This window comes from Chryseobacterium defluvii (genome assembly GCF_014204415.1).
Taxonomy (GTDB): domain Bacteria; phylum Bacteroidota; class Bacteroidia; order Flavobacteriales; family Weeksellaceae; genus Chryseobacterium; species Chryseobacterium defluvii_A.
In genome coordinates this window covers 1,035,190-1,059,236 of record NZ_JACHLE010000001.1, presented here as the reverse complement: position 1 = coordinate 1,059,236, position 24,047 = coordinate 1,035,190, and the positions used below count along the sequence as shown (strand labels likewise).

At 37.2% G+C, this 24,047-nt stretch carries 24 protein-coding genes and 1 riboswitch; of the genes, 11 read left to right on the top strand and 13 right to left on the bottom strand.

Going from position 1 to position 24,047, the window contains the following annotated elements; all coding sequences use genetic code 11:
* The first annotated feature begins 34 nt into the window (after positions 1-34).
* From HNP38_RS04785 to HNP38_RS04765, 5 genes are all read left to right on the top strand, one after another.
* The gene (locus HNP38_RS04785) at positions 35-859 is read left to right on the top strand and encodes a S1 RNA-binding domain-containing protein (RefSeq protein WP_184185253.1); all 825 of its coding nucleotides are present in this window, start codon (positions 35-37) and stop codon (positions 857-859) included.
* Between the two features lie 364 nt (positions 860-1,223).
* Positions 1,224-1,817, top strand: coding sequence for a TetR/AcrR family transcriptional regulator (locus tag HNP38_RS04780; protein WP_184185250.1), 594 nt, complete (start codon positions 1,224-1,226; stop codon positions 1,815-1,817).
* Positions 1,818-1,912: 95 nt separating this feature from the next.
* Entirely contained in the window at positions 1,913-3,265 is a 1,353-nt protein-coding gene (locus HNP38_RS04775) for a TolC family protein (RefSeq protein WP_184185247.1), read from the top strand.
* Positions 3,266-3,340: 75 nt separating this feature from the next.
* On the top strand, positions 3,341-4,597 hold the full coding sequence (locus HNP38_RS04770; protein WP_184185244.1) for an efflux RND transporter periplasmic adaptor subunit: 1,257 nt from the start codon (positions 3,341-3,343) through the stop codon (positions 4,595-4,597).
* A 19-nt stretch (positions 4,598-4,616) separates the two neighbouring features.
* Entirely contained in the window at positions 4,617-8,183 is a 3,567-nt protein-coding gene (locus HNP38_RS04765) for an efflux RND transporter permease subunit (protein WP_184185241.1), read from the top strand.
* Between the two features lie 143 nt (positions 8,184-8,326).
* Here the strand turns inward: HNP38_RS04765 and HNP38_RS04760 are convergent, their stop codons facing one another.
* From HNP38_RS04760 to HNP38_RS04720, 9 genes are all read right to left on the bottom strand, one after another.
* Positions 8,327-8,563: a hypothetical protein gene (locus HNP38_RS04760; protein WP_184185238.1), complete on the bottom strand. Its 237-nt coding sequence runs from the start codon at positions 8,561-8,563 to the stop codon at positions 8,327-8,329.
* A gap of 9 nt (positions 8,564-8,572) precedes the next feature.
* Positions 8,573-9,343, bottom strand: a complete 771-nt coding sequence (locus tag HNP38_RS04755) for an HNH endonuclease (protein ID WP_184185235.1) — start codon at positions 9,341-9,343, stop codon at positions 8,573-8,575.
* Positions 9,344-9,485: 142 nt separating this feature from the next.
* Positions 9,486-10,040: a hypothetical protein gene (locus HNP38_RS04750; RefSeq protein WP_184185232.1), complete on the bottom strand. Its 555-nt coding sequence runs from the start codon at positions 10,038-10,040 to the stop codon at positions 9,486-9,488.
* Positions 10,041-10,112: 72 nt separating this feature from the next.
* A complete protein-coding gene (locus tag HNP38_RS04745; RefSeq protein WP_184185229.1) occupies positions 10,113-10,604 on the bottom strand; it encodes a hypothetical protein in 492 nt (163 codons plus the stop codon).
* 100 nt (positions 10,605-10,704) lie between these two features.
* On the bottom strand, positions 10,705-13,044 hold the full coding sequence (gene metE / locus HNP38_RS04740; protein ID WP_184185226.1) for a 5-methyltetrahydropteroyltriglutamate--homocysteine S-methyltransferase: 2,340 nt from the start codon (positions 13,042-13,044) through the stop codon (positions 10,705-10,707).
* Positions 13,045-13,527: 483 nt separating this feature from the next.
* Positions 13,528-13,714, bottom strand: a riboswitch (cobalamin riboswitch).
* Between the two features lie 141 nt (positions 13,715-13,855).
* Positions 13,856-14,434 (bottom strand): hypothetical protein, encoded by a 579-nt coding sequence (locus HNP38_RS04735; protein ID WP_184185224.1) that lies wholly within the window; start codon positions 14,432-14,434, stop codon positions 13,856-13,858.
* Positions 14,435-14,446: 12 nt separating this feature from the next.
* The gene (locus HNP38_RS04730; RefSeq protein ID WP_184185221.1) at positions 14,447-15,361 is read right to left on the bottom strand and encodes a TIGR01777 family oxidoreductase; all 915 of its coding nucleotides are present in this window, start codon (positions 15,359-15,361) and stop codon (positions 14,447-14,449) included.
* A 20-nt stretch (positions 15,362-15,381) separates the two neighbouring features.
* Positions 15,382-15,726, bottom strand: a complete 345-nt coding sequence (locus HNP38_RS04725) for a hypothetical protein (protein WP_184185218.1) — start codon at positions 15,724-15,726, stop codon at positions 15,382-15,384.
* Positions 15,727-15,731: 5 nt separating this feature from the next.
* Entirely contained in the window at positions 15,732-16,328 is a 597-nt protein-coding gene (locus tag HNP38_RS04720; RefSeq protein ID WP_184185215.1) for an HPP family protein, read from the bottom strand.
* Positions 16,329-16,587: 259 nt separating this feature from the next.
* Between HNP38_RS04720 and HNP38_RS04715 the strand changes: the two genes are divergently transcribed.
* From HNP38_RS04715 to HNP38_RS04690, 6 genes are all read left to right on the top strand, one after another.
* Positions 16,588-16,920 (top strand): single-stranded DNA-binding protein, encoded by a 333-nt coding sequence (locus HNP38_RS04715; RefSeq protein WP_184185212.1) that lies wholly within the window; start codon positions 16,588-16,590, stop codon positions 16,918-16,920.
* Positions 16,921-16,945: 25 nt separating this feature from the next.
* A complete protein-coding gene (locus tag HNP38_RS04710) occupies positions 16,946-17,395 on the top strand; it encodes an HRDC domain-containing protein (protein ID WP_184187580.1) in 450 nt (149 codons plus the stop codon).
* 144 nt (positions 17,396-17,539) lie between these two features.
* Positions 17,540-18,889 (top strand): histidine--tRNA ligase, encoded by a 1,350-nt coding sequence (gene hisS, locus HNP38_RS04705; RefSeq protein WP_184185209.1) that lies wholly within the window; start codon positions 17,540-17,542, stop codon positions 18,887-18,889.
* 18 nt (positions 18,890-18,907) lie between these two features.
* Positions 18,908-19,444 (top strand): PH domain-containing protein, encoded by a 537-nt coding sequence (locus HNP38_RS04700; protein WP_184185206.1) that lies wholly within the window; start codon positions 18,908-18,910, stop codon positions 19,442-19,444.
* Between the two features lie 147 nt (positions 19,445-19,591).
* Positions 19,592-20,170 (top strand): hypothetical protein, encoded by a 579-nt coding sequence (locus HNP38_RS04695; RefSeq protein ID WP_184185203.1) that lies wholly within the window; start codon positions 19,592-19,594, stop codon positions 20,168-20,170.
* Positions 20,171-20,210: 40 nt separating this feature from the next.
* The gene (locus HNP38_RS04690) at positions 20,211-21,008 is read left to right on the top strand and encodes a class I SAM-dependent methyltransferase (RefSeq protein ID WP_184185200.1); all 798 of its coding nucleotides are present in this window, start codon (positions 20,211-20,213) and stop codon (positions 21,006-21,008) included.
* Between the two features lie 47 nt (positions 21,009-21,055).
* On the opposite strand, the gene HNP38_RS04685 is transcribed toward HNP38_RS04690, so the two are convergent.
* The 4 genes from HNP38_RS04685 to HNP38_RS04670 form a co-directional block, all read right to left on the bottom strand.
* Complete coding sequence (locus HNP38_RS04685; protein WP_184185197.1) at positions 21,056-21,292, bottom strand: YtxH domain-containing protein; 237 nt, start codon at positions 21,290-21,292, stop codon at positions 21,056-21,058.
* Positions 21,293-21,393: 101 nt separating this feature from the next.
* Positions 21,394-22,236 carry an isoaspartyl peptidase/L-asparaginase gene (locus HNP38_RS04680; RefSeq protein ID WP_184185194.1) on the bottom strand — a complete coding sequence of 281 codons (843 nt, stop codon included), beginning with the start codon at positions 22,234-22,236 and terminating at the stop codon, positions 21,394-21,396.
* Positions 22,236-22,952, bottom strand: coding sequence for a YoaK family protein (locus HNP38_RS04675; protein ID WP_184185191.1), 717 nt, complete (start codon positions 22,950-22,952; stop codon positions 22,236-22,238). The genes HNP38_RS04680 and HNP38_RS04675 overlap by 1 nt, the downstream gene beginning before the upstream one ends.
* A gap of 8 nt (positions 22,953-22,960) precedes the next feature.
* Entirely contained in the window at positions 22,961-23,848 is an 888-nt protein-coding gene (locus tag HNP38_RS04670) for a cyanophycinase (RefSeq protein ID WP_184187577.1), read from the bottom strand.
* Positions 23,849-24,047: the final 199 nt, after the last annotated feature.

Genomic DNA, 24,047 nt, shown 5'->3' with positions numbered 1-24,047 from the left:
GCATTCCGTACCTTTGAAGCCTAATTTATCATTCATGCTACTCGGAAGAACCCAGACTTTAAAAATTTCAGAAAAAAACAGTTCAGGATGGATCCTTACTGATGAATCCGGTGAAAAGGCTTTTCTGCCTAAGATCTTTATTAGGGAAGAAAAGGAAATTGATGAAGAAGTGGAGGCTTTTGTGTATCAGGATGATGGTAAATTAAAAGCTACTACAGAGATTCCACTAGCTGAAATAGGAGAGTTTGCTGTGATGAGTTGCGTGCAGAGCCTGCCAAGCGGAGCTTTTATGGACTGGGGAATTATTAAGGACTTGTTTATTCCCTACAAACAGCAGAAATCCAAGATCATTGAAGGAAAAAGATATCTGGTTTATCTCTATATAGACGAAGCAACCGGTCTGATCACCGGTACTACCAAATTCAAAAGAAACCCACAGTATCAGGATCTGACATTTAAGAAAGGAGACAAAGTTGAACTGATCTTAATGAATGAAAGTGAGCTGGGCTGGAATGTGGTGATTGATAAAAAATACATCGGGCTGGTTTATGCTTCCGATGTCTACAAAAAGCTATATCCTTTATCTGAAGAAACAGGATATATCAAGGCAATGCGTGAAGACGGGAAAATAGATGTCTCTTTACAGCGGGAAGGTTTTGAGAATATTGATGAATTCAGGCAAAAAGTTCTGGATAAACTGGAAGAGAATTACGGTCTTCTTTACCTTTCGGATCAATCCACTCCTGAAGAGATTAAAGAGAAGCTCCAGATGAGTAAAAAAAACTTCAAAAAAGCGATCGGCGGGCTTTATAAAGATAAGGTCATTGATATTTCGGAAGATAAGATCAGGTTATTATAAAATGAAAGAGCGGAAATTTCCGCTCTTTTTATTTCTAAACATGCGGAGTTTATTCAAAAACTCATTTAAACTTTTTATTTTAACAACAAGAGATACTCAAATATCGGATAATTCTATACCATTAAGAAGTAAAGGCTAATTAAGATAAATCAGGCTAATTGTTTAAGGTTCGCATGGACTTTCTTAATATTCTTGACGATTCAGTATACCTTAATGGTTCAAAAAATAAAAATTATATGGTTTTAATCTAAGATCCTCGTAAAAAAACGTGATGTAAATCATAATAATTTTATTAATTTTTTTGTTTAACAATTTTGTCAAAACGAATGATTGATTTATATTTGCACAAATTTGTTTAACAAAAATGTCAAATCAATCAAAAAAGGACCAAACACAGGAATTAATTAAAGAGACCGCGAAGAATTTATTCTTTGTGAAGGGGAAGTTTGACGCCACTACGCAGGAGATCGCCGATGCCGCAGGTGTTAACAGAACCCTTATTAATTATTATTTCCGCTCAAGAGATAATCTGATCCAGATCATTTTTGATGAAGCTCAAAAGGTGGAACAGGAAAAATCGAAGATTATTCAGGATTCAGATTTGCCATTTAAGGAGAAAATAAGCCAGTTTATTGAGGGTAGCCTCTCTACAAGCCTGCAGTATCCCTATCTGGAAACCTATATTGTCTCACAGATTAATAAAGGAAACTGCCACAAAAAAGACATTGAGGAAAATGACCTGAAAAAACTCTATAAAGATATAGAGAAGGAAATGGAATTGGGTAATATTGAGAAAATGGCTCCTATTCAATTCCTTTTGAATATGGTTTCACTATTGGTTTTCCCAAGCGCGGTAAGGCCGTTACTGATGGAGAATCTGATGATCAGCGATGCGGAATTTGATAAAATTATTTCTGAAAGAAAAGGCATTATCCTGAATATGCTGTTTAAAAATTAAAAGAATGTTAAAGTATTTTAAGAAATGATCCGTCTTTTAGAAATAAAAACATTTGGGGAAAATATTCTATTAAAAAAATAAAGAAGTAATAAATTATGGAAAGAAAACGTATAACTGCAACGAAGCTTAAAATAGGAATAGCTGCTGCATTTATGATTTCCGGGTTTTTACAGGCTCAGCAAAGCTTTACCGTAGAGCAGAGTCTGGATTATGCTGTTGCAAACAATGTAAACGTAAAGAAAGCCAGGATAGACCAGGAAAAAGCATCCCAAAAGGTAAAAGAAACTACCGGTATCGGATTGCCTCAGATCGATGCTCAGGGTACTTACAACTACTTTTTAAAGATTCCTGTACAGCTTTTGCCTGCTGAAATTGTAGGTGGGGCCCCGGGCACGTATATTCCCGTTCAGTTCGGATTAAAGCAAACCGCAACTGCGGGAATTACTCTCAAGCAATTGCTTTTCAATGGTTCTTACCTTGTGGGACTGCAATCCGCAAAAGCTTACAGGGAAACAGCTGCATTAGCAGAGGAAAAAACGGAGATCAGTGTGAAAGAGGGTATCATGATGTCCTATGCGGCAGTGATTGTGACTGATGAAAATATCCAGACTCTGGAAGAAAACAGAAAAGTTGCCGAAAAGACCCTGAATGATACCAGAGAAACTTACAAAGTAGGCTTGGCAGAAGAGCAGAATGTAGAGCAGTTGGAATACAGCTATAAAAACCTTCTTGTCAATATGGAAAACCTGAAAAGGACGAGAACAAAGCTTCTTATGGCTCTTAAATACCTTATGGGATATCCTTTGGATCAGAATATGGAACTGAGTACCACACTGGAAGAGATGGTACAGAAAAACCAGGCTTTAGTAGATCAGAGTTCAGACGTAGATCTTAGCAGTCATATCGATATAAAACTGAAAAATAATGCGGTAAAAGTTTCCGAATTACAGCTGAAATATCAGAAATCCAAGTCATTGCCGTCATTGTCAGGCTTTATAAGCTCTACTTATAACGGAAACAGCAATAGCTTTACATTCTTTGACAGAGATCAGCAATGGTTTAATACATCGGTTGCGGGATTGCAGCTGGACATTCCGATATTCAGCGGTTTCCAGAGACATTGGCAGACCCAACAGGCAAAGCTGGACCTTCAGAAAGCCCAATTGGATAAGGAAGATACAGAAAGAAACCTGAAAAGTGATTACTACGCTAAAGCAGTAGATTATAATAATGCCTTTGAAAGTTACAAAACCGCACAGGATCTGATCAAACTGTCTTCCAATATCTACCGTAAAGAGCAGATTAAGTTTAAAGAAGGTTTGGGAAGCAGCTTTGATCTTCAGAACAGTGAAACCCAGCTGTACACTTCTCAAGCGCAGCTTTATGAATCCGCAATTGGCTTAATTCAGGCTAAAGTAGCCCTTGATAAAGCAAAAGGCGATCTGTAATAAAACAAACGAAAATAATAAACTATATATGAAACCGAAAGGTTCATGGGACAACTTAAAATAAAAAATTTCCACATGAAAAAAATATTTCTCCCATTAGCATTAATACTTAGTCTTGCGGCCTGCAAGAAAGAAGGTGATGTACAGGATAAAACCCTGGAGGCCCTTATAAAAACCAAAGATGTAAAAGGACTTCAGGCGTACAAAGACCGTCAGAAAGCGAAAATGGACAGCCTGAACAGCGTGATGGCTGAAGTAGATAAAAATCTTACAGCATGGGGGGTAAGCCAGACTACAGGATATGTATCCGTACAAAAACTGCAGCAGACCTCATTTGCCCATAATGTAGAGATCCAGGGAAATGTAACGACCGATCAGGATGTTAATGTACAATCCCAGTTCAACGGAACTTTAACCCTTTATGTAAGAGAAGGCCAGAGAGTTAACAGAGGACAGGTAATCGGAAGAATTGCAGACGGCGGGCTGAATGACCAGCATAAACAGGCATTGATACAGGTTTCTGCAATGAATGCACAGCTTCAGCAGGTAAAATCACAGGCTAATCTGGCAAGGATAACCTATGAAAAGCAATCGGCGCTTTGGAAACAAAAGATCGGTTCAGAATACCAGTACCTTCAGGCGAAAACCAATTACGAATCTGCCCAAAAACAAATTGCTGCAGCCCAAAGCCAGGTGGCTGCCACCCAAAAAGCGGCTGATGCAGTGAGGGCTAATCTGGTGAAAACAACAGTGGTTGCACCATTTAGTGGTGTGATTGATAAGGTGATCACCCAAAACGGGCAGGCGGTATCTGCTGCTCCGGCTTCAGACATCGTTAAGCTGATCAGTCTTGGAATCATGCGTGTAGAAGCAAACGTTCCGGAAACCTATTTGGCAAATATAAAACCGGGAACCAGCGTAGAAGTTTTCTTCCCGGCCTTGAACAAAACAATAAAATCCAGTGTGAGGTTGGTAGGGAACTATATAGATCCGGCTACAAGAACATTTACCATTCAGGTTCCTGTTTCTAATGAAGGCGGGTATATAAAACCGAACCTACTGGCACAGATCAAGATCCAGGATTACCTGAATCCGTCTGCAATACAGATCCCTGCACAGTACATCTATGAAGATGCTGCCCACAAAAGCTATGTATTTATAGCTACCAACATCAACGGAGAGAACGGAGTGGCTAAAAAAGTGTTTGTGGAAACAGGACAAAAATCTGAGAACAGTGTGGAGATTACAAGAGGGCTGAAAGCAGACGATGTGATCATTACAGACGGTTCCAAAAACCTTACGGAAGGACAGAAGGTAAAAATCTCAAAATAATTTGAAATAAATTAAAATTATGGGCGAAAATAAACACCACGAAAAAGAATCGTTCTTTTCCAGCTGGGCGGTAGACAACAGAACCACAGTATATGTACTTACTTTCATTATAGTCATTATGGGGATCTTTGCTTACATGTCCATGCCAAGGGAAAGCTTTCCGGAAGTGGTAGAAAACAAGATATATATATCTTCTGTATATCCGGGGAACTCCGCAGAAGATGTTGAAAAACTGATAACCAAAGAGCTTGAAGATAAGTTCAAGAATGTTTCAGGAGTAAATAAGGTGACCTCAAATTCCTTTCAGGACTACTGTCTGATCACGGTAGAATTTGATGAAAATGTAGAATTACCTGAAGCAAAGCAGAGAATAAAAGATAAGGTAGACGAAGCAAAGGGAGATCAGGACTGGCCTACGGTAGACTCAGGGTCTAAGGTAGAGCCAAGTGTTTTCGATCTTAATATTTCAGAAGAAATCCCTATTTTAAATATCAATCTGAAAGGAAATTATCCGAAATTTACGTTAAGACAATATGCTGATGATATCAAAGATGATCTTGAAGACATTCCGGAAGTAAAAGATGCGGTGGTTTTAGGAGTTGATGATAATGAGGTGGAAGTAGCGCTTGATATTTATAAAATGAATGCTTCGGGAGTAAGCTTTGACCAGGTGATCAATGCTATACGGAATGAAAATATTACCATCTCCGGAGGTAACCTTATCTCCGAAGGTAACCGTGAAAATGTAAGGATCAAAGGGCAGATTTCCAATCCGTCGGATCTCAATAACTTCATTGTCAAGCCGGGAGTAAAAATTATGGATATTGCAACGGTAGCCTTCAAAGAAAAAGAAAAAACTACTTATGCAAGGGAGTCCGGAAAGGATGTGGTCATGATCAACCTGAGAAAAAGATCGGGGACCAACATGATCGCTGCCATAGAACAGGCCAAAGAGAAGATCGAAAAAGCAAAAGAAACCTATTTGCCGAAAGATCTTGATATTTCCCTTACCTCTGACCAGTCTACGGACGTTGAGCACCAGGTAAACGAACTGGCCAACCACATTTTGATCGGTATCCTTTTGGTAATGTGTGTGCTGAGTTTCTCAATGGGGCTTAAGAATGCACTATTTGTGGGTACGGCGATCCCGCTCTCCATGTTAATAGCCTTTGCGGTCTTAAGTGCTTTCGGGGTTACCTTAAATACGATGGTACTTTTTGCGATGGTAATGGGACTGGGGATGCTGGTGGACGACGGAATTGTGGTCGTGGACAACGTATATGCCAATATGGAAAAGGGTTATAAACGCAGGGAAGCTTCCAAGTTTGGGATCGGGGAGATTGCTTTCCCGGTAATTACTTCTACATTAACCACAGTTTGCGCATTCTTACCCATGCTGATGTGGCCGGGAATTATGGGTAAATTCATGAGGTATTTCCCGATCACGATTACCGTTACCCTTTTGGCTTCCTTATTTGTTGCATTAATCATCAATGCTTCGATGACAGGTGGTGGAATGACCTTGGACAACAAGAATATTACAAAACGACAGGCTATAAGATATACCATGATTTTTGCTATTCTGGCTGTTGTTTTCGGAGCTTTAAGATTATTTACAGGAGTAGAGTATTTCCTTGCGGTAGTGACGCTGTCTATATTGGCTATTGCGGCCATATGGTTATATAAAAATTTCTTCCATGACAGGATTGAACATTTCCAGTATACTTTTTTCCCTAATCTGGCGAAGAAGTATCAGAAATTCTTAAGAAACCTTTTACAGGGGAAAAAACCAAGAAATGCGTTCTTAGGTGTTGTAGGGGTACTTATATTTTCATTCATCCTTTACGGAGCAATGATGGGAATGGGACGTTCCAAAGTATTGTTCTTCCCGGAAAACATCCCTAAGCAGGTGATCATTTACATGGAATATCCTCAAGGGACAGATATTGCCAAAACCAATACTGCTACCAAGCAGGTGGAGGCTAAAGTTTTGAATGTCCTTAGAAAATACAATGATAAGAGCGGTAAAAACTTCCTGGTAGAGTCTATGGTGACGCAGATAGGAAAAGGAGCAATTAACCCGCAGGTAGATGCCGGTTCTGAGGCTGATACACCGTTCAAGTCAAAAATTACGATCACTTTCGTGGAGTTTGCAAAACGTCACGGTATAGATACGGGTGATGTGATGGAAGACATCAGGAAAGCTATTCCTAATATTCCAGGGTTTACCTTTACAGTGGAAAAAGATGCAGCGGGGCCGCCGGTTGGTTATCCTATTTCCATAGAGCTGAAAGGAGATAACTATGACGAACTGTTGGCAGAAGCTCATAATATGATCTCTTTCATTAACAAACAGGGCATCAGTGGTATCGAAAAACTGCAGTCTGATATCAACAAGGAAAGCCCGGAGCTTATTATAGATATTAACAGGGAAACTGCCGGAAATATGGGTGTTTCTACTGCCTACACCGGAATTACCCTTCGTAGGGCTTTATTCGGGCAGGATATTTCTACCTTTAAGGATGTGAAGGAAGATTATGATATCTCTGTAAGGTTACAGCAGGATCAGAGAAGAAATACAAGTGTACTCTTTAACCAGCCGATTACGCTTCAAGGGCCTAACGGACCGGTTTTGGTTCCTATGTCCACATTCTCTACGATGAAGGAGGAAAATACGTTCAATAAGATCAAGAGAAAAGACAATACGAGGACGATCATGGTGTATTCCAACGTATTAAAAGATGCCAATGCCAATGAAATTGTTCAGGAAATACAGGCTTCCCTGAAAGGCTATAAAACTCCTGAAGGAATCACCTATAGCTTTGGTGGAGAGCAGGAAGAGCAGGGGAAAAACATGAATTTCCTATTATTTGCTCTATTCCTTGCGATGGCGCTGGTAACCTCGATCATTGTATTCCAGTTCAACTCTATCTCTAAGACATTGATCATCATGACTACCATCTTCCTGAGTTTTGCAGGGGTTTTCTTAGGATTATCGATCTTCGGAATGGACTTTGTGATCCTGATGACGATGATGGGCATCATTTCCCTCGCAGGGGTTGTAGTGAAGAACGGTATCGTACTGATGGACTTCTTCGTCCTCAAGCTGGATGAAAAAGTATCGCAAAAAGGTGTGGAAACTCATGATGACCTTGAGCTGGAAGAAGTAAAAGAGATCATCATAGAATCCGGAAAAGAACGTCTGAGACCGGTATTATTAACGGCAACTACAGCGATCCTGGGATTGATCCCGTTAGCGGTAGGTCTGAACTTCGACGTCTTCTCCTTCCTTACGACCCTTAATCCGCATTTCTCGGTAGGAGGGGACAATGTAATGTTCTGGGGACCATTGGCATGGACGATCATCTTCGGATTATCATTTGCAACATTCTTAACGTTGATCATTGTTCCGGTAATGTTCTACATTATCTCCAAGAGAAAGATCAAAGCGAGAAGAAAGTATGTGGAAAAACATGCTCATGATGCGGAGAAAGATGCTGAGGAACAGGAAAGATTGAAGCAATTGTATCCTGAAGAGTATGAGGAATATCATAAGAAAAAGGATTCTGGTTCGGAATCTGAATAATAGAAAAGCGCTCCCATTTGGGAGCGCTTTTTTATGAATCAAAAAATCCATCTCACACTTTTGATGAGAATTTTGTTTAATTAATCTGGGGTCAATCTTACTTTTAAGTATTGATATTCAATCTTTAAATTCAAGTGAGAAGTTTAGTAAGTAGGGTTCTGGTTTATTTTTTGATAATATAGTAGTTTATCTTCCGTATATTGCTCAATAGTTAAAATATAATCTATAGAATACCAGTCAGTATATTTATGAAGCTTTTCAAATTCTTTTGCCCACCATATAAAGTTTATAATATCTGCTCGTGAATTTCCTGAATAAAATCCTTTTTGACCTGCGTGATAAGCAATGTCTGCTATTGTTTCTAAAAGTTTATAATCCATATTATAATCTTAATGTTTAAAACGTTCTTCGTTATGGTATTTCAAAAATTCTATATCAGGTAAAAATCTTGAGGGCAAAATAATTTTTTGATTTTCAAACCTGCCAAAAAAATCGAATGATTGTTGATTAGTTTGTTTTAAAATCAAAGGAGAGATTCTAATGTTGTATTCAGGTGTTATAGTTATATATCCTATTTCAAAAGCTTTATCATGCAAGGCATTTATGGCAATTCCATTCCTCGGATTTAATCTATTCTTTTCATCAATTCCCCAAGGTCGAATATGTCCTGCTATTAAAAATTCAGATTGGCTAATTCCAGTTATACAGCAAGTGTTATTATAGGCTGCTAAAACTGAACTTCTAAAAAAAGATTGATTAACTCTAATTTTTACAATTTGTTCTTTTACTTTGCCTTCTTTTGGTAATTCACTTTCCTGTATATGATTTAGCTGTTCAATGGTTATATGCTTGAATTGTGCTAATAGTTTTTCGCTTTCATATGGAAGTATATCCCAATGATTATAAAATTCATTCCAGATTTCTTTATCCAATTTGCTAGTATTGGTAGCACCTTTTATTCCTCTTGCTTTTAAACTAGGGTCAAGACTTGCAAAATTTACTAATTTATATGCAACTGAACTTGGAGTTCTATTAATTAGATTGGAAAAGCTTATAATTTCAGGGTTTAAACGATGCAAACGACCAAAAGGCAGTTTGCAATAAAGATTAATTGCTAAAATTAGTTCTTCTCTTGTCCATAAACGCTGTCCTTGTTTCATGAATGTTGTTTGAATTAAACTTTGAAAGAAAGTTATTAAATATACTCCTATTTTGCTTCTTTATAATATGGGTTAGAAAAATATATAATTTAATTAGTATCTTTAATTTCAGATGATTAGACGAGTTATAAATTCATAATGATCAGTCTAGATAATTTACATTGAGTATTCCTTTTTTAAAACTAACTTTTACAGTGTCATTATTCTTATATTCAAAAATAAATCTGGAATTTTTTTGAGTAATGTTTTTACTTAATTTAAGCATTTCATCTTTATCATGTAGGCTGTTTTCACCTGCGTCCAACCAAAAAACCTTCTGTTCCTTATGGTTAATCACTTGATATTCTCGTATAATTTCTTCTTTTTCAGTTTTAAAATTTATATAAAGTAAAGCATTGCTGATAAATCTGTAAAATCCAAAAAATGTAAGTAATCCCGAAAAAACAATGACCATAAATACTTGGAGGATATGTACTTTTTTTAATCTGAGCTGGATTACAGCTATTGTAATTACTGCAATAAATACAGAAATGATAAGTAAATATCGCCAGGAAATGTGTTCAAAACTTTTGAGATCAGTATCCAGATATTTTTCCTTAATGATAGGTTTCAGAAAGAAGTCGTTTATACAAAAAATAAATATTAAAAAGGATATAATAATTATCTGGAGTTTTGATAGTTTGAAGATTTTTAGCATAAAAATTTAAACTTAATAAAGATGTACATTTGAGTAAGTGTTCAGTTGAAATTCATTATTAAAACAAGAGTTTTACAACTTCCGTTCAATCAATATTTTTCGGATGGCATTTTTGGCTTTATCGGATATATTTTCCTGCAGCTTTCTTTTTAGCTCATCATCATTAAGATCTTTGAAACGGGTTCTGAAAAAGTCGATCTGGCTGTTTCTTCTTTCTGAGATTTCCTCTTTTGTTGTTCCGAACCACTTCTCTTTCAGACCGGAAATGATGTCGCGTTTTTTATAAGCTAAGATTGATAATAATAGCAGGTTAATAATATTTATATGAGCAAAATTAATCTGAAATGCATTGTTGAAACTGGCTATGTTAAAAACTCCTATACCTAACAAAAAAATTAAAATGATTGTACTCAGTCTGGGACGGAATTTATATAAAACAGAAACAATTGCTAATCCGGCTATTCCTATGTTTAAAAACAGATTTGAATAAGGAACGGTAATAAAGGAAAAAATAATGTTCAACCAAAGAAAAAGGATAATGAGTACTTCGGTTTTCTTAAACATTGTGGTCACCTGTATTTGTGTTATTAATAACGTAAAACTAATGTTTTTGAAGCTTAAAAACAAAAAGCAGGAGAAAATACTCCTGCTTCCCTATTAAGAATTAAGACCAGTGATCTTTTAATTTCTCCCGTGTGACATAAGCTGCACCAGCTTCCTTTGAAGCTTCTACCATTGCAGTCAAAGCTTTTTCGGTTTCGTCCCAATGCCGTGTTTTTAATCCACAGTCGGGGTTTACCCAAAGCTGTTGAGCAGGAATTACGGTTTGGGCTTTCTTCAGCAGTTCCAGCATTTCTTCTTTTGAAGGAACCCTTGGTGAATGTATATCATAAACTCCGGGGCCAATTTCATTCGGGTATTTGAAGTCTGCAAAAGCGTTCAATAGTTCCATCTGGCTTCTCGAGCATTCTATTGTGATGACATCAGCATCCATTTCTGCAATATTCTGAATAATATCATTGAATTCAGAATAACACATATGAGTATGGATCTGCGTAGCATCCTCAACACCTCCCGCTGAGATCCTGAAGGCTTCAACCGCCCATTTCAGGTAATTCTGCCAGTCCGCTTTTCTTAACGGAAGGCCTTCCCGTATTGCCGGTTCATCTATCTGGATAATCCTGATGCCTGCTTTTTCCAGGTCATTCACCTCATCGCGAATGGCCAGTGCGATCTGCTTACAGGTTACTGAACGGGGCTGATCGTTACGGACAAAAGACCATTGAAGGATCGTAACAGGTCCGGTTAGCATGCCTTTTACCCATTTTTTTGTTAAGGACTGGGCGTATTGAGACCAGTAAACAGTCATCGGGTACGGCCTGTGAACATCTCCAAAGATTACCGGTGGCTTTACGCAACGGCTTCCGTAGCTCTGTACCCACCCGTTTTGAGTGAATGAGAATCCTTCAAGCTGCTCCCCGAAGTATTCCACCATATCATTACGTTCAAATTCGCCATGTACCAGCACATCGATCCCGATTTCTTCCTGCCAGCGGATAGTCCTTTCAGTTTCCTTTTTAAGCAGGTGGTCATACTGTTCGGAGGCCAGTTCCCCTTTTTTGAATTTTGATCTCCAGCTCCTCACTTCTTTTGTCTGTGGAAAGGAGCCGATAGTCGTAGTTGGAAACAAAGGGAGCTGCAATACTTTTTGCTGTGCTTCTTTCCTTACATTGAACGGGCTCTTTCTTTGGGAATCTTCTTCAGTTATAATATCTACACGATTTTTTACCTCCTGATTATGGATCAATGCAGAGGTCTTGCGTAGGGAGGACGCTTTTTTATTTTCAGCATATTGGTGTAATGCCGGATAATCTGCATTTCCTGAAGCTAACTTTTTTAGGGAAACGATCTCATAAACTTTTTGTTTGGCAAAGGCCATCCATTGTTTAACTTCCGGGGATAATATTTTTTCGTTCTGCTCCAGATCAAGGTCGAAAGGAGAGTGTAGCAATGAACAGGAAGGGGCAATGAATACTCTTTCGGAACCAATTTTACTGATTGCTTTTTCGATAAAATGTAAAGACCTTTCAAAATCATTTTTCCAGATATTCCTCCCGTCTACAATACCTAAGGAGAGGCTTAATGTCTCAGGAATGATACTTAAAACCTCATCCAATTGTTCAGGACAGCGTACCAGATCGATATGCAGGACATCAACGGGAAGTGAGGCGGCTAATGAAAGATTATCTTTCAGACCATCGAAATAGGTGGTAACGATGAATTTCAGGTCCGGGAACTGTTTCCTGATCTCACTATAGGCCCATTCATAGGTTTCTTTGGCTTTTTCATTGAGATCCAACGCCAGAAACGATTCCTCGAATTGGATCCATTGAGCTCCATAATTTTGTAGTTCTTTTAAAATTTCAGCATAAACAGGTAATAAATTTTGGATCAGGTCCAGCTTATCAAAACCGTTTTCCTTCTCTTTTCCTAATAAAAGATAGGTCAAAGGCCCTATAATTACGGGTTTTGCATTGACGCCGGTTTGCTTTGCGCTTACGAATTCATTCATGATTTTGTGCGAAAATAATCTGAATGGCTGATCTTTTCGGAATTCAGGGACGATGTAGTGATAATTGGTGTCAAACCATTTGGTCATTTCCATTGCGGTGATGTCTAAACCTTCTTTCTGATATCCTCTTGCCATAGCAAAATACAGGTCAAGCTCCGGACCTGACTGTTTTGAGGCAATTTCCTGATAACGTTCCGGAATGGCTCCCACTGTGAGTGTCATATCCAGAACCTGGTCATAATAAGAAAAATCGTTGCAGGGGATCAGGTCGATTCCGGCTTCCTGCTGAAGTTTCCAATTTTGCCGGCAGATGGTTTCTCCCACCTTTAGAAGTTCCTGTAATGATGTTTTGCCTGACCAATACTGCTCGCAGGCTTTTTTGAGTTCTCTGTTGCTACCAATACGCGGATAGCCAAGAATGTGCGTTCGCATGTTCTTTAAACTTTTAAATTAAACAATGATTTTTAAAAGCTCTTTAGAATGCTTCGCAATGCAGCCGGGAAAGAATTTTGAGGAACAAGGCGATACTGTAACGTAGTTTTCTAATTAATATTAAGATGGCTCAAAATAGTTTTAAAATTTAACCATAAAGAAAATTTAAGTTGTTGAGATTAATTAAGGAAAGCTTAAAAATCTCAATTTCTAACAGTTAAAAATTAATTTTATTTTTTGACGCAAAGTTTTAATTAAAATTCTTTTTTATTCAGTAAGGCAAAGAAGTATCAATTTCATTGATTTTATGGAGTGAATGCTTATGGATAAGCTTCATAGTGATCGATCATATTTCTTTGCTCCTTAAAAAATTAAGAAGTCATTATAAAAATCTTTACGTTTAAAATTAAATCAAGCTAAAATTTTAAACCAAATACGTTCAAAAGTATCATCTGTATGACCTTAAGCTTCAGACCGCGAAAGCATTGTCAATTCAGAACAGGCAGGTCTCCTGGCTTATAACGGTGTTTGTCATCCTTCCCGCTTATGGCAGTGGATATACTGGGACAAAAACCTTTGGTACGTTACTTACAGTTGCGCGACAGCTCGTGATTTTCACACGATTCCCTATTAATCTACGTTAAGTAAAACCTCTTCTGTTTGATGAAGGATGTTAAAGAACTGTTTTCAGAACAAATGTAGGGAATATTTCTTGTTGTTGGGAAGTTAAGGACAAAATTTATAAAACTAGAAAATCAATTATAAGGCTTACTATTTCATGATCTTTTGCGAAATTAATCATTAATAAAACTTATTCCGTTCTCTGATAAATATAAGTTAGTTTCGAGTTTTTAATAAAATCCTCCGTTGAAGTTTTGTCCGTAGCATTTTTGTTGGTAAGCTCGATGAAATAGGTAAGAGTACTGGAAATCCTGTTGTCTCTACATAGCACTTTAAACCTTTTAACATGAGGGTTTGAGCTCAGGAAAGTTAATTCAGAGGCTTCTGTTAATTTTACATTATTAACGTCAAAGGAAGTTCTGGGATCTTTCTGAAGCTTTAAGAATCTTTTCTGTGTTTTATCCTCCGTTTCATCCAGAAACTTGTCCATCTGATAATCCGTTAAAAGCTGTGGGTAAATTAGACCTTCCCGTAAGAGTAAAGCCGTTAACTTATCAGATTGATCATAAAGCATCACTTTGTCATCAAACTGTACCTTGTTGTCTTTTACGGTAATCTTTCCGGCAAATTTTTTATAATTCTTCTTTTTGTAATCGTTCTTAAAGTGCTCGGCAATAGCTTTATCCTTTGCATTGAGTGTTTCTTTCTTCTGGCCAAAAGCCGTGATAAACAGTAATAAACAAAAAATGATTGAAAATCGGGGTCTCATATATTTATTTTTTTAATTCTTCTTCTTTCTCAATAAATCTTCCAAAGCTCCTTTCAGATCCGGAAATTCAAACCTGAATCCGGCATCCTGAATTTTCCGGGAAGATATCCGTGAACCTTCCAGCAACGCTGTTGCCAATTCTCCGAAGATCAGTTTCAAAACAAAAGCAGGAACATTAGGCATCCATAAAGGTTTCTTTAAGACTTCTGCTATACTTTTTGTAAGCTCTTTATTGGTGATATGCTGAGGTGAAACCGCATTATAAGCTCCTTTTATATGAGAATCTTTCAAAGCAAATTCATAGATCGAGCAGATGTCTTTCACATGGATCCAGGGCATATACTGCTTTCCGCTTCCTAATGGGGAACCAATGTAACTATTTATAGTCGGTACCATTTTCTTCAAAGCACCATCTTTTTCGGAGAGAACAACGGCTGTTCGTATTTTTACAATTCTTTCGGCTCCGTTTTCTTCCAAAAACTGATCGGCGGATTGCTCCCAAACAGCCACCACTTCACTTAGAAAATCATTACCGAACGGGTCTTCTTCAATATAAATTTTTTCAGTGGTCAGAGTTCCGTAAGCGTTCACTCCCGAAGCTGAAATAAATGATTTTAGCTTAATGCCTTTCTTTTTCACAGTATTTAAAAGCAGTCTGGCGGAATCTGTTCTGCTGGAGATCAATTCTTTTTTCCGTTCATTCGTCCAGCGTTTTTCAGAAATATTGGCTCCGGCTAAATGAATGATATGTGCTACACCTTCAAAGGCAGATTCATCAATAGTTCCTTGGCTGATGTCCCATTCATATTCATTATCCTGTTTTTTTCTTCGCGTTAAGAATCTGACAGTATATTCTTTATCAATTTTTTTTGCCAGTTCCTTTGCGATCATGCCGCCGGCTCCGGTAATCAAAACCACTTCTTTCATAATGTTTAGTTTGTGTGTTATTATCCCTGATTTTTCACAATCAATATAAAATCATCATCCAACAGTTTATAGCCATAATCATAGATGAATCTATATTCGGATCCGTTTTTATATACTTTCAGATTGGTAAAATAATCAAAATCAAAACCTAAGCCATCCAGTTTGGATTTCAAAATTTTAGTTTTGCCTTCTGTATTGGTTTCCCTTAGGATGCGGTAATTCCTGCGGAGCTTATTATTGATATTCCGCATCAGATTACTGGAATCCTTATTCTGTTTATTGTTATAGGCATTACGGCAGGCATCATTACAGAACTTTTTATCTGACCGGCCAATTATTTTTTCGCCACATTCGAGACAATTCATAATTTCTATTTTTTCATTTTGTGTGTATGTTTTTTCTTCAGTAATCTTTTTAATCTGCTGTGGGTAGGGTAGTCTCGGTTGGAGGTCATGTTATTAAAGATCAAGGCTACGACCAGGAGAATGATGCATCCTGAAAGAACAGGAGAGATAACATACCAATAACCCAACTCAGGAATTTTTCCTGTTGAACTCACTGCGATCAGAGCTGTTGCCCCACCCGGCGGATGTAAAGTCTTTGTATATTGCATCAAAACAATGGAAAGGGCTACGGCCAAAGATGCGGAAAGCCAGAGAACGTCAGGGATTATCTTAAAAACAGTTACCCCTACGAGTGCCGAGATCACATGTCCGCCTATCAGGTTTCTAGGCTGTGCCAACGGACTCTGGATCGCACCATAGATCAAAACACTGGAGGCTCCGAAAGAACCGATCAGAAATATATTTTCTGTTGCAGATAAGGAATGAGATTGAATAAAAGCAATGATCCCTATTCCGAAAAACGCTCCCAGAAATGACCAGAAATGTTCTTTGTAATCAACAAGAGTTTCTTTGTAAATCACATACTTTGAAACCCTGAATGTTCTTTTTATGGTCTTCTTCATTTAGTCTTTTTTAACTATTATTTGAATTAAATTTTCTAAAAAAGGGTGGGTGTAAATGCCATTTTCATCATAATCTGTTGATCTATTCCGAAACACATGATCTCAAAGATAAGAAAATATCCGTTTGCAAACGACTACAAATGAATTTAAATAGTTTTATACCGACTCTGATTTTCCTGTTCCCGCATCTTTGTTGCAGAGATTTGAGAAATCAGTGAACGTCTCTTATCTGAATATTAATCTTAAAAATTTAAATGCTATGTCACTAAGAAACAAAGTAACCCTTATAGGGCACACAGGTAAAGAAGTTGAAATAGTAAACTTCGATAACGGAAATATAAAAGCAAGCGTATCTCTGGCAACCAGCGATCACTACACTAACGCAAAAGGTGAAAAAGTGGAAGAAACACAATGGCATAATCTGGTAGCTTTCGGAAAGGCAGCAGAGATCTTCCAGAAATATGTTCCTAAAGGAAAAGAAATTGCCATAGAAGGAAAACTTACCTATCGTTCTTATGATGATAAGGACGGAGTAAAAAGGTATATTACAGAGATAAGAGTAGATGAGATCCTGCTTTTGGGCGGTAAATAAATTTTAACAATTAAAAACACAGATGATGAAAACAAAAGTTTTTAAAATAAGATTATCTGAGGACTTCCTGCGTATGGATCAGAGATCTTTGGATGATTTTCTGGAAAGCCATGAGATCATAAAAGTGGAAACGGCTTTTGTAGGCAGTGAAAATTATTGGTCGGTTATGCTTTATTTTGAAGAAATTAAGCCGGTAGCCAGTGTCAGAGAGACCAAAAGTGTAAAGTATTCAGCCGATAATGACCCGTTGAATAGTGATGAAGAGAAAATACTGGATGCCTTGAAATACTGGAGATCAGAAAAAGCCAAAGAACAAAATCTTCCTTCATATTTTATAGCCAGTAATAAAGAATTGATATCTGTAGCTAAGTATAAACCAGCCAGAAAAGAAGAATTGTTGGATATTAAAGGTTTTGGCAAGCATAAGATAGAAAATTATGGAGAAGAGATCCTTGAAATTCTGGAAAATGTCTGAAAAGACCTATTCATAACACAAATGATTAAAAAAGGAAGCCGGAGAAGATTACTTCTTTGGCTTTTTTAATGTACCAAAAGTCTTTTCAATTCCTTATTTTTGCAATACTTATCAAATATTAATCATATTATTTATCAATTATAAATGAAGCCAAGCTTAGCAAAAGGGACAAGAGATTTTACAGCACTAGAAGTTTCAAGGAGAAGATATATTATCAATACTTTGCAGAAAAACTTCGAGTTATTCGGATTCCAGCCGTTGGAAACCCCAAGCTTTGAAAATCTTTCGACACTGACGGGGAAATATGGAGAAGAAGGAGACCGCCTGATCTTTAAAATTTTAAATTCAGGGGATTATACTTCTAAAGTGAATCAGGAAGACTGGGAAAATAAAAACCATCAAAAACTTACTTCTCAAATTTCAGACAAGGCTCTTAGATATGATCTTACCGTACCTTTTGCAAGGTTTGTGGCCATGAACCACGGGCAGTTAACATTTCCTTACAAAAGATATCAGATTCAACCGGTTTGGAGGGCAGATCGTCCCCAGAAAGGCCGATTTAGGGAGTTTTATCAGTGTGATGCCGATGTGGTAGGAAGCGAAAGCCTGCTGCAGGAAGTAGATCTCATACAGTTATACCTTAAATCATTTTCGGATCTTAAAGTCCCGGTTACCATTCATTTAAACAATAGAAAGATCCTTTCAGGTCTAGCTGAATATGCAGGAATTACTAATAAGCTGATTGATTTTACGGTAGCTCTTGATAAACTTGATAAAATAGGAAAAGATGGAGTTGTAAAAGAATTGCTGGAAAGGGGGATTGCTCAGGAATCCATTGACAAACTTGAGTTCTTGTTCAGCCAATCTGATGATGCATTGGAAAACCTTCTCCAACTCAAGGAAAAATTTGGAGGAAATGAGATCGGTTTAAAAGGAGTGGAGGAACTGGAATTTGTGCTTACCCAATCTTTGAGCCTTGGTGTGGATATTCAGAATCTTGTTTTTGATATTACCCTGGCAAGAGGTCTGGATTATTATACGGGAGCGATCTTTGAGGTGAAAGCAGATGAAGTTCAGATGGGTTCCATTGGAGGTGGTGGAAGGTATGATAACCTTACAGAGGTTTTTGGAGTGAAAAATATTCCGGGGATCGGGATTTCGTTTGGATTAGACAGGATCTACCTGGTGGTAGAAGAATTAGGTCTTTTCCCTGAAGAAGCTGCGTCAAAAGTAGAGTATTTATTTGCCAATTTCGGTGGGGAAGAAACTTTGGAAGCTTTAAAACTGATCCTTCAATTAAGAGAAAAAGGGATTTCAGCAGAACTGTATCCTGAAAATGCCAAACTGGGGAAACAATTCAGCTATGCGGAAAAGAAAGGTATAAAGAATCTTGTTTTCTTAGGCGAAGAAGAGATCAGAAACAGAACGGTTACCTATAAAGACCTTGAGGCCGGAGCACAGAAAACGATTTCTTTGGAGGAATTTTTAAAATAAAACGCTAAAAACTAAATAATGAGTGAAAAATCAAGACTTGACGAAATAAGAGAAGAACTTGAAAAATTAGATATAAATCCTACCTTCTTTGCCAGAAAAGAGATCCGTGAACTGCCGAATGTTCTTTCAGCAGATGAAAAGATCGTCTATCTGGTGGAAGGAAGAAATAAGCCATCCAATCATCATATCCTTTTGGTGGCTACAGACCGACGATTGATCTTCATCGATAAGGAATTCCTGTACGGATTAAAAGTAGAAGACTTTTCTTATGATAAAGTAACCTCCATACAATACGAAACGGAATTTATGCTCGCTTCCATAGATGTTTACATTTCCGGAAATATTGTTGAGATCGACGGGGTAGGAAAATACGAAGCGGAATTATTCTGTGAAAAAGTGAGGGATTTCATGTCCCGCCCCAAAGAATATTTTCAGGCTAAATCCGAGCCAACTGTTTTAGATCAACTGGAACAATTAGGCAGACTTAAAGAAAATGGAGTGATAACAGAAGAAGAATTTATTGAGCAGAAGAAAAAGCTGCTTGAAAAATTGTAGCATAAAATGTGGAAAATACTTAATAAAAAATGGTATCACTTAATTGTTATAGGTGTACTTATAAGTATTCTTTGTTTTTATGGGCTTTCAATTCCCAGCCAATACATACTTTATCTCTCTTTTTTTCTGCCGTTTATTTTTTTTCTGATGGTAGGTATTGGAGGAATTATTCGTATTCTTAGAAAAGAATATCTGAACGGAATATTGCAAACCTTCTTTACTATAGTTTTGGGAGCAGTAGTTTATTGTTGGTACTCTTTTGCTTTAATTTTTTATCCGTATGATTTTTTTGCCAATAACCTGGACATCCCGGAAAATATAAAATTTGAAAAGCCTTTGGAAATCCCATATGAAGAAAATAAGCCAACACCTAAAGTGGATAAACAGGATTTGGTTCTATATGATTATTCTCAACCTGGGATATATAAGTATGACGTATATTTAAATAACATTGAAAAAGGCAAGATTTATTTAAAAGTATTTGAAGTAACTAAAAATAAGCTTCTTTCTGAAAAAAGTGTAAAAAACCGTACTGAAATGTTCGTTTTTAATCCCGCAGATACATTGAAAAGGTTTGAGCTTAAAAATGATTTCACCATATATGAAGGAGATTGGGGTGATTTTTATGGAAGCAGGATTGAGGTTTGGTTTAAACCGGATCAATTGAATAAACCGGAAAGGAAATTATTTACTAAAAACTATATTGTCCAGGGCTGGATGAGATAAAGTTTAAATTATATAATCACCAGATTTAATTTATTTAACTATGAAAAACTATTTAGAGATCAACAAAAACTCATGGAATGCCAAAGTAGAACCGCATTTGAAATCGGATTTCTATTTTGTGGATGAATTCCTGAAAGGAAGAACATCTTTAAATTCAATTGAACTGGAACTTTTAGGAGATGTAAAAGGAAAAAGTATTCTGCATCTACAATGCCATTTTGGACAGGATACGATCTCATTGTCAAGGCTTGGAGCAAAAGCTACTGGAATAGATTTGTCTGATAAGGCTGTTGATGCGGCAAAATATCTGGCTCAACAATGCGGTACAGATACTGAATTTATCTGCTCAGATATATATGATCTTCCTACTGTTTTAGATCAGAAGTTTGATATTGTTTTTACCAGTTACGGAACCGTTGGCTGGCTTCCTGATCTGGAAAAATGGGCCGGAGTGATTGATCATTTCTTAAAACCCGGAGGAAGATTTGTTATGGCAGAATTTCATCCGGTAATCTGGATGTTCGATGATGATTTTAAAGGAATTCATTATAATTATTTCAATGAAAAGCCGATCATGGAAACATATGAAGGAACATATGCTGACTTTTCGGCAGATATTGTTCAGGAATACGTCATGTGGAACCATTCTTTGTCAGAAGTCCTGCAAAACTTGATTGATAAAGAGATGGAACTTGAGAATTTTCAGGAATTCGACTGGTCGCCATATCCGTGTTTTAAATATGTAGATGAGTTTGAAAAAGGAAAATGGAGGATCCCTCAGTTTGGCAATAAAATACCTATGGTATATGCATTGAAAGCACAAAAAAAGTCATCATAGTGTGCAGTTATGATGACTTTTATATATGAATGTTAAAAAACTAAGTCTTAATTCAAAGAATCTTCAGCTTTTGTTTTAGCTTCGTCTACTTTATTCTGAACCTGAGAAGCTACTTCATTAGCCTTGTTTTTAAGATCATTTCCCCACTTATTAAGGTTGTCCTTAGCTGTGTTGATCTTATCTTTAACAGCCTGCTGCTCTTCAGGAGTCGATTTTTTATACTTCCAGTAGGCTAAAGCTCCTAAACCTAATAAAGCCAATAATCCATTTGTTTTATTTCCCATGATTTCTAATTTTTAAAATTAATAATATTAAAATTTGTTATGTATTCATATGTAAAATACGTGCCAAAAAAATAAATAAGAATTATAAAATAATGTTAAAATTATTGGAAGACCTCAAAGTTGTCTCCGTCAAAACTAGCAAAAACCATCGTGGGATAGGAGTCTTTATGATAGATATTACCCTCTTTGTCTATGGCAATGGCACCGGCAAACCCGTCAATGGCTTTCAGTTCATCAAAAGTTTTGTCAAAAGCATCTTTCAGGTTCATTCCATCAGTTACTCGGGTTACAATCTTTGAAGCGGTAGCATTGCTTACAATATCCTCTCCAACGCCCGTACAACTTACCGCGCAGAGAGAATTAGCATAATTCCCGGCCACAGTGGCAGAATCTGAGATCCTTCCCGGAATTTCAAACCCTTTTCCTCCTGTAGAGGTAGCTACAGCCAGCTTTCCATCTCCATCGAGGGCAACACAGCCTACCGTACCTTTTCCGCCATTACTAAGTTTGGCTTCATATTCTTTTCTTCTTTGGGGAATTTCTGTCGAGAAATCTTCAAAACCGTGTCCAGAAGCATAGTTTTTGGCCCCGCTTCCTCCTAAAACCCGGTCATCTTCCTTCATTAATTCTTTAGCCACAAAAATCGGGTTCTTTACATCCTGAATATTGATAACCCCGCTCAGTTTTTGTGTTTCACCATCCATAAGGGATGCACTCATCCGGATAATTCCGTCACTCTGGATCTGCGAGCCGATCCCGGCATTATAAAGCTTATCGTCTTCCAAAAGAGAAACAGCATAGGCTGCCGTATCCAATGCAGAATGGGATCTGAGATATTCAAAAGCCTGCTGAGCTATTTTTTTTAAAGAATTTTGTTTGGCCGTTTTTACTTCATTACTCTGATCGCTTTCTGAAAAGAAACCACCGTGTATTATTAATTTCATTAATGATGATGTTTTTTGTACACAAGATAACCAATTTTTATATAATCGTATATTAATCCCAATAATAATATTATACCGGCCAGAATAAGGATTGCCAAAGCAATAGAACCATAAAGGACTCCGCCGGTAATACCCCCTAAAAAGAAAAAACTAATAATAGAAACTCTAAGCCTAATGGATGAAAGGAGTCTTTTTCTTTTCTCTTCTTTATAAAAAAAGAGTTGCGAAAGCTCAATGCCCAAATCAGTAAACAGCCCTGTTAAATGAGTAGTTCTCACACTGGCATTAGATATTGTAGTTACCAGTGAATTCTGCATGCCCATAGCAAATAATAATAGAAAAGACAGCAGTACAGGATTGTATTTTATAAAATAGCTTCCCCATATTCCGGTAGATAATAAAATAATGCTTTCCATTAAAGTAGGGATTACATATATATACTGACTGTTTTTTCTGGAAATTATTTCTGTGATAAAATTAGAAATAAATGACCCCATAAAGAAAAACAGGATATAGAAAAAATAAATAGAACCCTTCCAGAATCTAAGACTAAATATTTCATCAATAAAAAAGGCAAAATGCCCTGTTACATTAGTGGTAAGGGTTTGCACAGACAAATACCCGGCTACATTTACGATTCCGGCTACAAAAGATAATAAGCAGGCTATATGCAGGTTATGGTAATAAGTCCGGGTTTTCCCTTTATGCCTGAACATGATTTAGCTTACCGGTCCTGAGGTACGGGATTGAACTGGGAGTTTTCGATCGTCAGTGCCCGGGTTGCCAGATCATAATGATCATTCATTGACATTACGTGCACTGTTAAATTATCAATGGAGATAGGCTCACCCAGATTGATATTGGTAAGATTGGTGTCTTTAATAAATCTTCCGTCTACAATAATGACAAGCCCGGAACCAATAGCAGTCATCACATCATTATGAATGAAAAGCCCGGTATCTTCTCCCAAACCAATTCCTAATGTCCTTGGATTATTAACCACTGCCTGGAAAAGACGTCCGATCCTTCCTCTTTGCACGAAATGAGTATCAATAATAACGTTGTCAATAAGGCCTAAGCCCTGTGTCGTTTTGATCTCTCCCTTGAGCAGAGCCTCAGAACTGCTTCCCTGATAGATCATGTTTTCAGAAGCAGCAGCAGCGCCGGCAGAAGTCCCGGAATAAATAAAGTCCTCCTCCTGGTATTTCAGTAAAATGGTATCATGAAATCTCGTCCCGCCAAGGATAGACGTCAGTCTCAGCTGATCCCCGCCGGTGAACATGACCACATCGGCGGCACTGGCTCTTGCGACCATAGCATCAGAATTGGCTTCTTCACGGTTATGGATATCAAGAATATTTACATTTTTGGCACCCAGAAACTCGAATGCTTTTTTATATTCCGTACCTACTATTTGAGGGATTTGTGAGGCGGTAGTAATAACCTCTATGACCGAATTTTCTTTGTTTTTAGACTCATTGATAATCTTTCTTAAGATACCTCTTTCAAAGAAGTTAAGGTTTTTTTCTATATTCTGGTCAAAATCGGTTTCCGTAAAGCTTCCTTTGTTTACAGCACCTCCGATAATAATTAATTTTCCAACAGGTTTCATCATAGTATGCAAATTTAAAAAAAAATTAAATGTTAACTATATTTCAACAATATTTTAACTGAATTTCAGGGTGTTTTGGAATTATTGATCATATTTATTTCTTTTTTAGGAAATCTTTAAGCAGGTTATAGTTTTTTTTACGCTTTTGTATTATATTTGATTTTAGAAGAGAGTATTATTAATCAGGAAAAATGCAAAT

Excerpts from the sequence above, each read along its gene's own strand:
- HNP38_RS04750 (WP_184185232.1), bottom strand. The coding sequence starts at position 10,040 with ATGCTAAAAATCTTCAAACTATCAAAACTCCAGATAATTATTATATCC.
- HNP38_RS04690 (WP_184185200.1), top strand. The coding sequence starts at position 20,211 with ATGAAAAACTATTTAGAGATCAACAAAAACTCATGGAATGCCAAAGTA.
- HNP38_RS04675 (WP_184185191.1), bottom strand. The coding sequence starts at position 22,952 with ATGTTCAGGCATAAAGGGAAAACCCGGACTTATTACCATAACCTGCAT.
- hisS (WP_184185209.1), top strand. The coding sequence starts at position 17,540 with ATGAAGCCAAGCTTAGCAAAAGGGACAAGAGATTTTACAGCACTAGAA.
- HNP38_RS04695 (WP_184185203.1), top strand. The coding sequence starts at position 19,592 with ATGGTAGGTATTGGAGGAATTATTCGTATTCTTAGAAAAGAATATCTG.
- HNP38_RS04775 (WP_184185247.1), top strand. The coding sequence starts at position 1,913 with ATGGAAAGAAAACGTATAACTGCAACGAAGCTTAAAATAGGAATAGCT.
- HNP38_RS04710 (WP_184187580.1), top strand. The coding sequence starts at position 16,946 with ATGAAAACAAAAGTTTTTAAAATAAGATTATCTGAGGACTTCCTGCGT.
- HNP38_RS04700 (WP_184185206.1), top strand. The coding sequence starts at position 18,908 with ATGAGTGAAAAATCAAGACTTGACGAAATAAGAGAAGAACTTGAAAAA.
- HNP38_RS04715 (WP_184185212.1), top strand. The coding sequence starts at position 16,588 with ATGTCACTAAGAAACAAAGTAACCCTTATAGGGCACACAGGTAAAGAA.
- HNP38_RS04680 (WP_184185194.1), bottom strand. The coding sequence starts at position 22,236 with ATGAAATTAATAATACACGGTGGTTTCTTTTCAGAAAGCGATCAGAGT.
- HNP38_RS04765 (WP_184185241.1), top strand. The coding sequence starts at position 4,617 with ATGGGCGAAAATAAACACCACGAAAAAGAATCGTTCTTTTCCAGCTGG.
- HNP38_RS04770 (WP_184185244.1), top strand. The coding sequence starts at position 3,341 with ATGAAAAAAATATTTCTCCCATTAGCATTAATACTTAGTCTTGCGGCC.
- HNP38_RS04755 (WP_184185235.1), bottom strand. The coding sequence starts at position 9,343 with ATGAAACAAGGACAGCGTTTATGGACAAGAGAAGAACTAATTTTAGCA.
- HNP38_RS04735 (WP_184185224.1), bottom strand. The coding sequence starts at position 14,434 with ATGAGACCCCGATTTTCAATCATTTTTTGTTTATTACTGTTTATCACG.
- HNP38_RS04730 (WP_184185221.1), bottom strand. The coding sequence starts at position 15,361 with ATGAAAGAAGTGGTTTTGATTACCGGAGCCGGCGGCATGATCGCAAAG.
- HNP38_RS04670 (WP_184187577.1), bottom strand. The coding sequence starts at position 23,848 with ATGAAACCTGTTGGAAAATTAATTATTATCGGAGGTGCTGTAAACAAA.
- HNP38_RS04780 (WP_184185250.1), top strand. The coding sequence starts at position 1,224 with ATGTCAAATCAATCAAAAAAGGACCAAACACAGGAATTAATTAAAGAG.
- HNP38_RS04785 (WP_184185253.1), top strand. The coding sequence starts at position 35 with ATGCTACTCGGAAGAACCCAGACTTTAAAAATTTCAGAAAAAAACAGT.
- HNP38_RS04720 (WP_184185215.1), bottom strand. The coding sequence starts at position 16,328 with ATGAAGAAGACCATAAAAAGAACATTCAGGGTTTCAAAGTATGTGATT.
- HNP38_RS04760 (WP_184185238.1), bottom strand. The coding sequence starts at position 8,563 with ATGGATTATAAACTTTTAGAAACAATAGCAGACATTGCTTATCACGCA.
- HNP38_RS04745 (WP_184185229.1), bottom strand. The coding sequence starts at position 10,604 with ATGTTTAAGAAAACCGAAGTACTCATTATCCTTTTTCTTTGGTTGAAC.
- metE (WP_184185226.1), bottom strand. The coding sequence starts at position 13,044 with ATGCGAACGCACATTCTTGGCTATCCGCGTATTGGTAGCAACAGAGAA.
- HNP38_RS04725 (WP_184185218.1), bottom strand. The coding sequence starts at position 15,726 with ATGAATTGTCTCGAATGTGGCGAAAAAATAATTGGCCGGTCAGATAAA.
- HNP38_RS04685 (WP_184185197.1), bottom strand. The coding sequence starts at position 21,292 with ATGGGAAATAAAACAAATGGATTATTGGCTTTATTAGGTTTAGGAGCT.